Origin of the sequence: Achromobacter xylosoxidans (assembly GCF_001457475.1) — a bacterium.
GTDB classification, from domain to species: domain Bacteria; phylum Pseudomonadota; class Gammaproteobacteria; order Burkholderiales; family Burkholderiaceae_B; genus Achromobacter; species Achromobacter xylosoxidans.
In genome coordinates, this window is sequence record NZ_LN831029.1 from 5,500,640 (window position 1) to 5,513,074 (window position 12,435).

Genomic DNA, 12,435 nt, shown 5'->3' on the forward strand with positions numbered 1-12,435 from the left:
CCTAGGAAAATGCCTCTTCAAGGGTCTGCAGGCGGCCGGTGTCGCGGGCGTCGTAGCCCACCAGCTGGCCGACGTAGCCGACGTAGTCGGGGCTGCGCATGATGGACAGCAGGTCGCGCATGGCGGGCGTTTCGAGCGCGCTCTTGCGGATGGCGAAGAAATAACGCTCGCGCACCAGCGGGATGAAGTCCAGGCCGAAGCGGCAGGCGGCGGTCTCCACGCCCACACCGGTATCGGCCATGCCGCTGGCAATGTGGGCGGCGATCGCCATGTGGGTGAATTCGTTGGTCTCGTAGCCCTGAACCTCGCTGATCGAGACCCCCGCGCGCTGCAGCATCAGGCTGACCAGATAGCGCGTGCTGGAGCCGATCTGGCGGTTGACGAAACGCACGTCCTGGCGCGCCAGGTCGGCCATGCCGCTGATGCGCTTGGGATTGCCGGCCATCACGAACAGCCCGGTATTGCGCACCGCCAGGTGGATCAGCACGTAATCGTCGGCGTGCAGCCACTGTGCGTAGCGATCCATGATGGGCGCCTCGAAGTCGCCCAGCGGCACCTGGAAGCCCGCCAGGTCGCATTCGCCGCGCTCGAGCGAGGCCAGCGCCTCGATCGCGGTGCGGTAACGCAGTTCCAGCCCCGGCTTGCGCCCGCCCATGTGTTCCATCAGCGATTCCACCGCGAAGCCGTGGCTGGCGTGCAGCCGCAGGTGCGGATCGTTTTCCGGCAAGAGCCGCGCCAGTTCCTCCTGCAGTTCCGAGGCCAGGCTGTCGAGCGTGGGCATCAACCGCGCCTCGATGCGGCGGTTGGCCCACAGCAGGCGCTGCGCGAACGGCGACAGCTGGGTGCCCTGGCGACGGTTGGTGATCAGCAGCTGGGTGCCGAAGATGCCTTCGAAGCGGCGCAGCACGCCCCAGGCGTGCCGGTATGACAGATCACAGGCGCGACAGGCGCCGGCGATGTTGCCGGTGGCGTCGATGGCGGCCAGCAGCGCCAGCATGTCCTGCAGCGGCACGGGGGCGCCGTCGTCTCCACCCAAGGTCCATTGCGGCCGCAGGCCGATTCGGAACTTATATGTCATTTATTTCTTATTGAAGGCGATTAATTACCTGTTTAGAGTACACAAATAACGCGAGGCACGGGAATTTTATATGTTTTTCTTTGCATATAAATCACCCTGACCTCCCATCACAACAGCCCCCCACCCTACGGGGCCCAGCACTACTGGAGGAGACCGCCATGCGCCAGCGCGAGGCAAAATCCGATCTGGCTTCCACCGGCGGCGCCCGTGGCGGCGCGTTGGCGTTGGACGCCGCCCAGGCGTCCGCCAGCCCGGCGGTGGCGGCCACCGCCCGCATCCTGGCGCGCCTGAAGGACCAGCCCGGCCCCCTGTTGCCGGTGCTGCACGCGGTGCAGCACGAACTGGGCTGTATTCCGGCCGAGGCGGTGCAGACCATCGCCGAGGCCCTGAACCTGTCGCGCGCCGAAGTCCACGGCGTCATCACCTTCTACCCCCATTTCCGCAGCGAACCCGCCGGGCGCCACACGCTGGAAGTGTGCCGCGCCGAGTCCTGCCAGGCGATGGGCGGCGAACAACTGGCCGCCCATGCGCGCCAGGCGTTGGGCTGTGATTTCCATGCCAGCACGCGCGACGGCGACTTCACGCTGGAGCCGGTGTACTGCCTGGGCCTGTGCGCCCAGTCGCCGGCGGTGATGCTGGACGGCCAGCCGCACGCACGCGTCACGCCGACCAAGCTCGACCGCCTGCTGCATCGCGCGCGGGAGGCCGGCCAATGAGCGCCCCCACCCTGATCTACGTGCCGCGCGACGCCGCGGCGCTGGCCATGGACGCCGACGCCGTGGCCGCCGCCATCGAACTGGCCGCCGACGAACGCGGCCTGGCCGTGCAAGTGGTGCGCAACGGCTCGCGCGGCCTGCTGTGGCTGGAACCGCTGGTCGAGATCGCCACGCCCCAGGGCCGCCTGGCCTACGGGCCGGTGCAGCCCGAGGACGTGCCGGCGCTGTTCGACGCCGGCTGGCTGACGGGCGGCGCGCATCCGCTGGGCCTGGGCCTGACCGAGGAGATTCCTTATCTCAAGCAGCAGGAACGCCTGACCTTCGCCCGCGTCGGCGTGATCGATCCGCTGTCGCTGCAGGACTACGCCGCGCACGGCGGCCTGCAGGGCCTGAAGCGCGCGCTGGCCATGGAGCCCGCCGCCATCGTCGAAGAGATGGTCACGTCGGGCCTGCGCGGACGCGGCGGCGCGGCCTTTCCCACCGGCATCAAGTGGAAGACCGTGCTGGGGTCGCCGGCCGACCGCAAGTACATCGTCTGCAATGCCGACGAGGGCGATTCGGGCACCTTCGCCGATCGCCTGCTGATGGAAGGCGACCCCTACGTGCTGATCGAGGGCATGACCATCGCCGGCCTGGCGGTGGACGCGACCTACGGCTACATCTACGTGCGTTCCGAATACCCGCACGCCATCGCCACGCTGGAGGCCGCCATCGAACGGGCGCGCGACGTCGGCTGGCTGGGCGACGACGTGCACGGCAGCGGCCGCCGCTTCGACCTGGAAGTGCGCAAGGGCGCCGGCGCCTATATCTGCGGCGAGGAAACCTCGCTGCTGGAGAGCATCGAGGGCAAGCGCGGCGTGGTGCGCGCCAAGCCGCCGCTGCCGGCGATCGCGGGCCTGTTCGGCAAGCCCACCGTGATCAACAACGTGATCTCGCTGGCCACCGTGCCGATCATCCTGGCCAAGGGCGCGGCCTATTACCGCGACTACGGCGTGGGCCGCTCGCACGGCACGCTGCCGTTCCAGCTGGCCGGCAACCTCAAGCAGGGCGGGCTGGTGGAAAAGGCCTTCGGCCTGAGCCTGCGCGACCTGCTCTACACCTTCGGCGGCGGCAGCGCCTCGGGCCGGCCACTGCGCGCGGTGCAGGTCGGCGGCCCGCTGGGCGCCTACCTGCCGGAATCGCAGTGGGACGTGCCGCTGGACTACGAAGCCTATGTCCAGATCTCGGCCATGATCGGCCACGGCGGCCTGGTGGCGTTCGACGACAGCGTCGACATGGCGCGCATGGCGCGCTATGCGATGGAGTTCTGCGCCATCGAGTCCTGTGGCAAGTGCACGCCCTGTCGCATCGGCTCGACCCGTGGCGTGGAGACCATCGACAAGATCACCGCCGGCGGCCCGGGGCGCGAACAGCAGGTGCACCTGCTGCGCGACCTGTGCGACACCATGCTGGGCGGATCGCTGTGCGCCCTGGGGGGCATGGCGCCCTACCCGGTGCTGTCCGCGCTGAACCACTTCCCGCAGGACTTCGGCATCGAGTCCGCGCAGTCCGCCGCCCACCCCGCCTGAATCCGAGACCGCCATGCTAGAAACCGTCATCAAGCGCGACCGCGATCTGGGCACCCCGGCGCGGGTGTCCGAAAAGACCGTCACCCTGACCATCGACGGCCAGGAAATCACCGTGGCCGAAGGCACCTCGCTGATGCGCGCGGCCGCCGAGGCCGGCATCAACATCCCCAAGCTCTGCGCCACCGACAGCCTGGAGCCGTTCGGCTCGTGCCGCCTGTGCCTGGTGCAGATCGAGGGCCGGCGCGGCTATCCCGCCTCGTGCACCACGCCGGCCGAGAACGGCATGGTGGTGTTCACCGAAACGCCCAAGCTGCACGACCTGCGGCGCGGGGTGATGGAGCTGTACATCTCCGACCATCCGCTGGACTGCCTGACCTGTCCGGCCAACGGCGACTGCGAGCTGCAGGACATGGCCGGCGTGGTGGGGCTGCGCAACGTGCGCTACGGCTATGACGGCGCCAATCACTTGAAAAGCGAGAAGGACGAGTCCAATCCGTACTTCACCTATGACGCCTCCAAGTGCATCGTCTGCAACCGCTGCGTGCGCGCCTGCGAGGAAACCCAGGGCACCTTCGCGCTGACCATCTCCGGCAAGGGCTTCGAGTCGCGCGTGTCGCCGGGGCAGGACCAGCCGTTCCTGGACAGCGAATGCGTGTCCTGCGGCGCCTGCGTGCAAGCCTGTCCGACCGCGACCCTGCAGGAAAAGACCGTCATCATGATGGGCCAGGCCGAGCACTCGGTGGTCACCACCTGCGCCTATTGCGGCGTGGGCTGCGGCTTCAAGGCCGAGATGAAGGGCCAGGAAGTGGTGCGCATGGTGCCGTGGAAGGACGGCCAGGCCAATCGCGGCCACTCGTGCGTCAAGGGCCGCTTCGCCTGGGGCTACGCCACCCACAAGGAACGCGTGCTCAAGCCGATGATCCGCAAGCGCATCACCGATTCCTGGCGCGAAGTGTCGTGGGAAGAGGCGATCGAGTACGCGGCTTCCGAATTCCGCCGCATCCAGGGCCAGTACGGCCGCGACGCGGTCGGCGGCATCACCTCGTCGCGCTGCACCAACGAGGAAACCTGGCTGGTGCAGAAGCTGGTGCGCGCCGCCTTCGGCACCAACAACGTCGACACCTGCGCCCGCGTGTGCCATTCGCCCACGGGCTACGGGCTGAAGCAGACGCTGGGCGAATCCGCCGGCACCCAGACCTTCGACTCGGTGATGCACACCGACGTGGTCATCGTCATGGGCGCCAACCCCTCCAGCGGCCATCCGGTGTTCGCCTCGCGCCTGAAGCGCCGCCTGCGCCAGGGCGCGCGGCTGATCGTGATCGACCCGCGCCGCATCGAGCTGGTGAGTTCGCCGCACATCAAGGCCGACTTCCACCTGCAGGTGCGGCCCGGCACCAACACCGCGCTGCTGTCATCGATGGCGCACGTGATCGCCACCGAAGGGCTGATCGACGAGGCCTACGTGGCCGAGCGCTGCGAGGCCAAGGCGTTCCAGGAATGGCGCGACTTCGTGTCGCTGCCCGAGAACTCGCCCGAAGCCATGGCCGAGATCACCGGCGTGCCGGCGCAGGCCGTGCGCGGCGCGGCGCGCCTGTTCGCCACCGGCGGCAACGGCTCGATCTACTACGGCCTGGGCGTGACCGAGCACAGCCAGGGATCGACCACCGTCATGGCCATCGCCAACCTGGCCATGGCCACCGGCAATGTCGGCCGCGAGGGCGTGGGCGTGAACCCGCTGCGCGGCCAGAACAACGTGCAGGGCTCCTGCGACATGGGTTCGTTCCCGCACGAGCTGCCGGGCTACCGCCACATTTCCGACAACGTGGCGCGGGCGCAGTTCGAGCAGGACTGGGGCGTGACGCTGCAGCCCGAGCCCGGCCTGCGCATTCCCAACATGTTCGAGGCCGCGCTGGGCGGCACCTTCAAGGGCCTGTACTGCCAGGGCGAGGACATCGTGCAGTCCGACCCCAACACGCAGCACGTGGCGGCGTCGCTGGCGGCGATGGAGTGCATCGTGGTGCAGGACCTGTTCCTGAACGAGACCGCCAAGTACGCGCACGTGTTCCTGCCGGGTTCGTCGTTCCTGGAAAAGGACGGCACCTTCACCAACGCCGAGCGCCGCATCTCGCGCGTGCGCAAGGTGATGGAACCGAAGAACGGCAAGGCCGACTGGGAAGTGACCGTGGCGCTGTCGAACGCGCTGGGCTATCCCATGAACTACCGCCACCCGCGCGAGATCATGGAGGAGATCGCGCGCCTGACGCCGACCTTCAGCGGCGTCAGCTACGAGAAGCTGGACAAGCTGGGCAGCCTGCAATGGCCATGCAACGACGACGCGCCCGAGGGCACGCCGATCATGCACATCGACAGCTTCGTGCGCGGCAAGGGCAAGTTCATGATCACCAAGTACGTGCCGACCGACGAACGCAGCACGCGCCGCTTCCCGCTGCTGTTGACCACCGGCCGCATCCTGTCGCAATACAACGTGGGCGCGCAGACGCGCCGCACGCCCAATGTCATGTGGCACAGCGAGGACGTGCTGGAGATCCATCCGCAGGACGCCGAGGACCGTGGCGTCAACGAAGGCGACTGGGTCGGCATCCAGAGCCGCTCGGGCGAGACGGTGCTGCGCGCGACCCTGACCGACCGGGTGCAGCCGGGCGTGGTATACACCACCTTCCACTTCCCCGAGTCCGGCGCCAACGTCGTCACCACCGACAGTTCCGACTGGGCCACCAACTGCCCCGAGTACAAGGTCACGGCCGTGCAGGTCACGCGCGTGTCCCAGCCATCGGAATGGCAGCGGCAATGGTCGCGCTTCGCGGACATCCAGCAGAAGCTGCTGCGCGAGCGCTCACGCGAAAGCGAAGCCACGCTGGCGGGGAAATAACCCCGACAGCCGGCCGGAGCCGCCATGGACCACAGCCCTTCCTCCCCCGCAGACCGCCCCGATTCCGTGGCGGCCCAGGTGACCCGCGTGCGCTCCGGCGCCATCGCGCCGCACGCCGAGGGCGACCGGCTGGCCGAGGAAACGCCAGTGGCGCTGGAGTTCAACGGCATCAGCCACGCCACCATGCTGGCCACGCCCGCCGACCTGGAGGACTTCGCCGTCGGCTTTTCGCTGTCGGAAGGCATCATCGACAGCGTGGCCGACGTGCGCGGCATCGACGTGCTGCCGCAATGCGACGGCATCGTGGTGCAGATCGAGATTTCCAGCGCCTGCGAGGCGCGCTTGAAATCGCGCCGCCGCGCCATGGCCGGACGCACCGGCTGCGGGCTGTGCGGCGTCGAGACGCTGCCCGAGGTGCTGCGGCCGGTCGCGCCGGTGCCTGCCGGCGCGCCGCTGCCGGTGGGCGCGGTGCTGCGGGCGATGCGCGACATGCGCGCGCGCCAGGCGCTGCATGACCTGACCGGCGCCACCCACGCCGCCGGCTGGGCCGACGCCAGCGGCGCCGTGGCCCTGGTGCGCGAGGACGTGGGCCGCCACAACGCGCTCGACAAGCTGGTCGGCGCGCTGGCGCGCCAGGCCCTGTCCGCCGCGCACGGCGTGGTGCTGGTGTCCAGCCGCGCCAGCTTCGAGATGGTGCAGAAGACCGCAGCGGCCGGCGTCGGCATCCTGGCGGCGGTATCGGCCCCGACCGCGTTGGCCGTGCGCCTGGCCGACAGCGCCGGCATCGCGCTGCTGGGCTTTTTGCGCGACGACGACGCGACCCTGTATTCCCACCCTGAACGCATCACTTCGCAGACCTGACACGCATGGAAATCGGCAACCTGATCCGCATGGCCAACCGCATCGGCCAATTCTTCGAAGCCATGCCGCTGCGGCCGGAAGCGGTGGAAGGCGTGGCCAACCACATCCACAAATTCTGGGAGCCCCGCATGCGCAACGAGCTGCTGGACTTCCTGGCGCGGCAGCCCGACGGCGATGCCGGCGAACACCAATTGCATCCGCTGGTGCTGGAGGCGGTGGCGCAGAACCGCGAACGCCTGACACCGCTGGCGCGCTTGTCCTGACCGACCGACGCGTCCACACCGATCCGCGTGCCCACGACGGCGCGCGGGCGCAGCAAGCTTTACCGCAGCAAAGGGTTCAACAAGAGACGGCGGGACTGGATTTCTCCAGCCAACGCCGCTATAAAGCCGCACCCCGAGGAGACCTCATGGAAAGCACTGCAACACTCGACCTGCCCGGCGCCAAGCCGGGCTTCCTGGACAAAGAACGCACCATCGCCGGGCCGGGCTTCTCGCGCTGGCTGGTACCCCCGGCCGCGCTGGCCATCCACCTTTGCATCGGCATGGCCTATGGCTTTTCGGTGTTCTGGCTGCCCCTGTCCAAGGCCATCGGCGGCGCCCAGCCGCTGCAATGCCCGGCCGACATGAGCCTGGTCGCCGAACTGTTCACCACCAGTTGCGACTGGCGCATCTCCACCATGGGGTGGATGTACACGCTGTTCTTCGTGCTGCTGGGCTGCTCGGCGGCCCTGTGGGGCGGCTGGCTGGAACGCGCCGGACCGCGCAAGGCCGGCGTGGTGTCGGCGCTGTGCTGGTGCGGCGGCCTGGTGATCTCGGCGGCCGGCGTCTACCTGCACCAGATGTGGATGCTGTGGCTGGGCTCGGGCGTCATCGGCGGCATCGGGCTGGGGCTGGGCTATATCTCGCCGGTCAGCACGCTGATCAAGTGGTTCCCGGACCGTCGCGGCATGGCGACGGGCATGGCCATCATGGGCTTCGGCGGCGGCGCCATGATCGGCGCGCCGCTGGCCGACGTGCTGATGCGCCACTTCGCCACGCCCACCTCGCCGGGCGTGTGGCAGACCTTCCTGACCATGGCGCTGGTGTACTTCGTCTTCATGATGTCGGGCGCGCTCGGCTACCGCGTGCCGCCCACCGGCTGGAAGCCGCAAGGCTGGACCGCGCCCGCCAAGCACGCCAACAACGTCATGATCACCAAGGGCCACGTGCACGTGAAGCGGGTCTGGGGCGTGCCGCAGTTCTGGCTGGTGTGGTTGGTGCTGTGCCTGAACGTGACCGCCGGCATCGGCATCCTGGGCATGGCCTCGCCGCTGCTGCAGGAAGTGTTCGGCGGCGGCCTGATCAACAAGCCCGAGCTGGGCTACGGCCAGCTCGACAAGAGCCAGCTGGCCGCGATCGCCGCCATCGCCGCGGGCTTTACCGGCCTGCTCAGCCTGTTCAATATCGGCGGCCGCTTCTTCTGGGCCAGCCTGTCGGACAAGCTGGGCCGCAAGATGACCTACCTGGTGTTCTTCGTGCTGGGCTTCGCGCTGTACGCGGCCATTCCGTGGACCGCGCACATGGGCGCGCTGGCGTTGTTCGTGGGGGCCTTCTGCGTCATCCTGTCGATGTACGGCGGCGGCTTTTCCACCGTGCCGGCCTACCTGGCGGACCTGTTCGGCACGCAGATGGTGGGCGCCATCCACGGCCGCCTGCTCACGGCGTGGTCGGCGGCGGGCATCTTCGGGCCGGTGCTGGTGAACTACATCCGCGAATACCAGCTGTCCATCGGCGTGCCGCGGGCGCAGGTCTACGACATCACCATGTACATCCTGGCGGGCATGCTGGTGCTGGGCTTCCTGTGCAACCTGGCGATCCGCCCGGTGAATCCCAAGTACTTCATGAACGACGAGGAACTGGCGCGCGAAAAGGCCCTGGCGCACGAGCGCGCCGTGGCCGCCGAGACCCATGGCGTGGGCGCCTCGACCTTCCGCACGCCGCTGGCCCTGGTGCTGTTCGCCTGGGCCTGCGTCGGCATCCCGCTGGCCTGGGGCATCTGGATCACGCTGCAAAAGACGGTGGTGCTGTTCCACTGAGACGGACCCGGCGGGCGGCGCCACGCCTCGTCCGCCGCCCACGGGGCGCGAAGCTGCTACATTGGCAGCCCGCGCCTTTTCTTTTTCCGTTCCCCGGATTTCCCCGTTTCATGACCGCCCTGTCCCCCAAGCCTTCCCTGCCCGGAGCGTCCCGTTGACCCAGCCTGAACTGCATTGGACGGAGGGCGAGGCCCCGGACCTGACCCACCATAGCGCCCGCTGGCGCTCGGAATCGGGCGCCGCGCCCCCCAAGCGCGTGGTGCTGGCCGACGACCGCACCACGGCGGACGCGGCCTATCGCCTGGCCTGCGAAGGGGTCGGCCTGCTGTGGCGTGGCGACTTCCAGAATGCGCGCCAGTTGCTGCAGGCCATGACCCGGCGGGTCGACAAGCGTCCGCGCAAGCCGGTGGACACCATGCTGGAGGCCTTCAACCAGCATCGCCAGATCCAGTCGCAGCGCGCCCGCGTCCTGGGCATGCTGCTGATTCCGTTCGACGCCGGCCACGGCATTTCGCTGCGCCGCGCGCCGGATGCGCGGCAGGCCTGCGAAGAGGCCCACGGCCCCGCCAACGAGCCCTACGTGGCGTCGCTGCGCGAACTGCTGGGCCTGATCGGCGCCTTCGAATGGCGCAAGAAAGGCGTGGAGATCCCCGCGCTGGACAACCGCATCCACCCCCACTACGGCGTGTTTTCGCCGTTGCGCGGCGAGTACATCGACCTGGTGGCGCGCACGCCGATGCCGCGCGGCAGCGTGGCCTTCGATATCGGCACCGGCACCGGCGTGCTGGCGGCGGTGCTGGCGCGGCGCGGCGGCAAGCGCGTCATCGCCACCGACATGGACCCGCGGGCGCTGGCCTGCGCCCGCGAAAACCTCGAACGGCTGGGCCTGTCGAAACAGGTCGAGGTGGCGCAGGCCGACCTCTTTCCCGAAGGCCGGGTGTCGCTGGCCGTCTGCAACCCGCCGTGGCTGCCGGCCCGGCCCAGTTCGCCCGTCGAGCACGCCGTCTACGACCCCGACAGCCGCATGCTGCGGGGCTTCCTGAACGGGCTGGCGGCGCACCTGACGCCCAGCGGCGAGGGCTGGCTGATCCTGTCGGACCTGGCCGAGCACCTGGGGCTGCGCACCCGCGAGCAATTGCTGGAGATGATCGAGCAGGCCGGCCTGCGCGTGCTGGAACGCATCGATACGCGGCCCACGCATGGCCGCGCCAAGGATCCCGACGATCCCTTGTACGCGGCGCGCTCGAAGGAAGTCACGTCGCTATGGCGGCTGGCGGCGGCCTGAGAGCGGTCAACCGGCCTCACGGTAAAAAAACGGCTTCACGGCCGTTTTTTCATGCCCGCCCCGCCGCGACGTTGACGCTGATGGCGATGATGAAGACGTTGAAGAAGAAGGCGATGACGCTGTGCACCAGCGCCGTGCGCCGCATCCGCCGGCTGACGATCTGCACGTCGGAAACCTGGAACGTCATGCCCAGCACCAGGGCGAAATAGGCGAAGTCCCAGTAGTCGGGGTCTTCCTTGCCCGGAAAATCCAGGCCCTTGTGCAGGGCATTGCGATAGCTGTAGTAGCCATGCGCGTAATGCAGCGCGAAGATCATGTTCAGGTAGAGCCACGACAGCACGATGCTGACGGCGGCCGCCACCAGGTCGGCCACGCCCTCGGCGCCGCCTGCCGCGCGCATTTCGGTCCACAGCGCCGCCATCACCAGGCAGGACAGCGCCACGCTGCTCCAGAGCACGGCGCTGCGGCCGACGTCGACCTGCTGCGCGCGTACCCGCATCATGTCCGGCGTGGCCCTGCCGAACGCGGCGCCGGTCAGCAGCAGGAACACCAGCGCCGCCACGTCGAACGCCAGCAGCCCGGCGCGGCTGGGCGTGAGGCCGACGCGCCACAGCGCGCCCGCCAGGATGGCGAACAGCGCGCCGCACAGCACCAGCCGCCGGTGCGCATGGAAGAACGGCAGCGGCGCGATCCCGGCGGGCGGTGATTCGATATCCGGATCCTTGACCGGCAGCGTCATGGCGGACTCCCAGCGTGGCAGGAGCCTAAACGCTAACCGATAGCGAGCAATCCGACCAGCGCCCCGCCGAACAGCAGCCATAACGGGTGGATGCGCGAGGCGCTGCCCAGCAACGCGACCACGGCGGTGATGGCGCCCAGCAGCCAGGAATGCACCGAGGCCTCGGTGATCAGGGCGGCGCTGGCGGCCACCAGCCCCACCGTCATGGGGAAGATGCCGGCCTGGATCACGCCGCGCCAGGGCCGGTCCTTGAAGCGCTCCCACAGGCCCAGGGCGATGATGGTGATGAGGGACGACGGCCCGAACTTGGCCAGCGTGGTGACCAGCATGCCGGCCCAGCCGGCCACGTGCCAGCCGACCAGCGTGACCACCATCAGGTTGGGGCCGGGCGCCGCCTGGCCCAGGGCGAACAGCGCGGAGAAGTCGGCGGCCGTCATCCAGCCGTGCACCTCCACCACCTGGCGCTGCATTTCGGGCAGGATGGTGTTGCCGCCGCCGAAGGCCAGCACCGACAGCTGCGAAAAGATGATGGCCAGGGCGATCAGGGTCTGCATCATCGACGTTGCCTCCAGACCAGCAGGATGCTCAGCGGCGTCAGCACCGCCATGGTCGGCAGCAGCGGGATGCGCAGCACCGCGATGGCGATGAAACAGGCCGTGGCCACCAGGCCGGCCAGCCAATCGCGGCGCTTCAGGACCGGCATGCCGATCTTGACCGCCATCGAAATCAGCAGCCCCGCGGCAGCCGCGGCCAGCCCGGCGAACAGGTGCTGGATGTGCGGGTCGTTCTGGAAGCGGTCGTAGACCATGCCCAGCAGCACCACGATGGCCGAAGGCGCCAGGATCAGGCCCATCAGCGCCGCGAAGGCGCCGCGCGGGCCGCGGAACTTCATGCCCAGCGCCACCGACAGGTTGATGATGTTGCCGCCCGGCAGGAACTGGCACAGCCCCAGCAGGTCGGTGAACTCGGCGCCGGACAGCCAGCGGTGCTTTTCGACCACCATGCGGCGCGCCAGGGGCAGCGCGCCGCCGAAGGCGGTCAGGCCGAGCATGAGGAATCCGTAGAACAGTTGCCCGCAAGTGGGCGGCGGCCGCGTGGCGGCGTCGGGGGAATCAGGTGCTGCTGCGTTCATTGTCGTGGAGGTCGCGGCGGGTCCGCAAGGCGCCGGCGCCGCGGCGCCGGGAGTGGAGAGACAGCACGCAGCCTACTCCCGCGCCAGGA

The 12,435-nt window shown here is 68.9% G+C and carries 11 protein-coding genes; 7 read left to right on the forward strand and 4 right to left on the reverse strand.

The features are described 5' to 3' along the window. Window position 1: 1 nt before the first annotated feature. The gene (locus tag AT699_RS24815) at window positions 2–1,078 is read right to left on the reverse strand and encodes a substrate-binding domain-containing protein (protein ID WP_006386679.1); all 1,077 of its coding nucleotides are present in this window, start codon (window positions 1,076–1,078) and stop codon (window positions 2–4) included. Window positions 1,079–1,236: 158 nt separating this feature from the next. Here AT699_RS24815 and AT699_RS24820 point away from each other — a divergent pair, with 158 nt between their 5' ends. The 7 genes from AT699_RS24820 to AT699_RS24850 all read left to right on the forward strand — a co-directional run bounded on the left by AT699_RS24820 (window position 1,237) and on the right by AT699_RS24850 (window position 10,475). Next, window positions 1,237–1,794 (forward strand): formate dehydrogenase subunit gamma, encoded by a 558-nt coding sequence (locus AT699_RS24820; protein WP_024070192.1) that lies wholly within the window; start codon window positions 1,237–1,239, stop codon window positions 1,792–1,794. Then, entirely contained in the window at window positions 1,791–3,362 is a 1,572-nt protein-coding gene (locus tag AT699_RS24825; RefSeq protein ID WP_024070193.1) for a formate dehydrogenase beta subunit, read from the forward strand. Before AT699_RS24820 ends, AT699_RS24825 begins: the two co-directional genes overlap by 4 nt. Window positions 3,363–3,375: 13 nt before the next feature. After that, window positions 3,376–6,252 (forward strand): formate dehydrogenase subunit alpha, encoded by a 2,877-nt coding sequence (fdhF, locus tag AT699_RS24830; RefSeq protein ID WP_024070194.1) that lies wholly within the window; start codon window positions 3,376–3,378, stop codon window positions 6,250–6,252. A gap of 24 nt (window positions 6,253–6,276) precedes the next feature. Continuing rightward, window positions 6,277–7,113: a formate dehydrogenase accessory sulfurtransferase FdhD gene (fdhD, locus tag AT699_RS24835; protein WP_024070195.1), complete on the forward strand. Its 837-nt coding sequence runs from the start codon at window positions 6,277–6,279 to the stop codon at window positions 7,111–7,113. A gap of 5 nt (window positions 7,114–7,118) precedes the next feature. Continuing rightward, window positions 7,119–7,376: a formate dehydrogenase subunit delta gene (locus AT699_RS24840; RefSeq protein WP_024070196.1), complete on the forward strand. Its 258-nt coding sequence runs from the start codon at window positions 7,119–7,121 to the stop codon at window positions 7,374–7,376. 146 nt (window positions 7,377–7,522) lie between these two features. Next, the gene (locus AT699_RS24845) at window positions 7,523–9,190 is read left to right on the forward strand and encodes an OFA family MFS transporter (RefSeq protein WP_006386686.1); all 1,668 of its coding nucleotides are present in this window, start codon (window positions 7,523–7,525) and stop codon (window positions 9,188–9,190) included. A 154-nt stretch (window positions 9,191–9,344) separates the two neighbouring features. Then, window positions 9,345–10,475, forward strand: a complete 1,131-nt coding sequence (locus AT699_RS24850; protein WP_006386687.1) for a methyltransferase — start codon at window positions 9,345–9,347, stop codon at window positions 10,473–10,475. Between the two features lie 49 nt (window positions 10,476–10,524). Here AT699_RS24850 and AT699_RS24855 read toward each other — a convergent pair whose 3' ends face one another. From AT699_RS24855 to AT699_RS24865, 3 genes are read right to left on the reverse strand one after another with little or no spacing between them, the layout of a single operon-like run. Next, the gene (locus AT699_RS24855) at window positions 10,525–11,214 is read right to left on the reverse strand and encodes a DUF1345 domain-containing protein (RefSeq protein WP_024070197.1); all 690 of its coding nucleotides are present in this window, start codon (window positions 11,212–11,214) and stop codon (window positions 10,525–10,527) included. A 32-nt stretch (window positions 11,215–11,246) separates the two neighbouring features. Further along, window positions 11,247–11,771, reverse strand: a complete 525-nt coding sequence (locus AT699_RS24860; RefSeq protein ID WP_006386689.1) for a chromate transporter — start codon at window positions 11,769–11,771, stop codon at window positions 11,247–11,249. Then, the gene (locus AT699_RS24865) at window positions 11,768–12,346 is read right to left on the reverse strand and encodes a chromate transporter (RefSeq protein WP_006386690.1); all 579 of its coding nucleotides are present in this window, start codon (window positions 12,344–12,346) and stop codon (window positions 11,768–11,770) included. Before AT699_RS24865 ends, AT699_RS24860 begins: the two co-directional genes overlap by 4 nt. Between the last annotated feature and the right edge of the window lie 89 nt (window positions 12,347–12,435).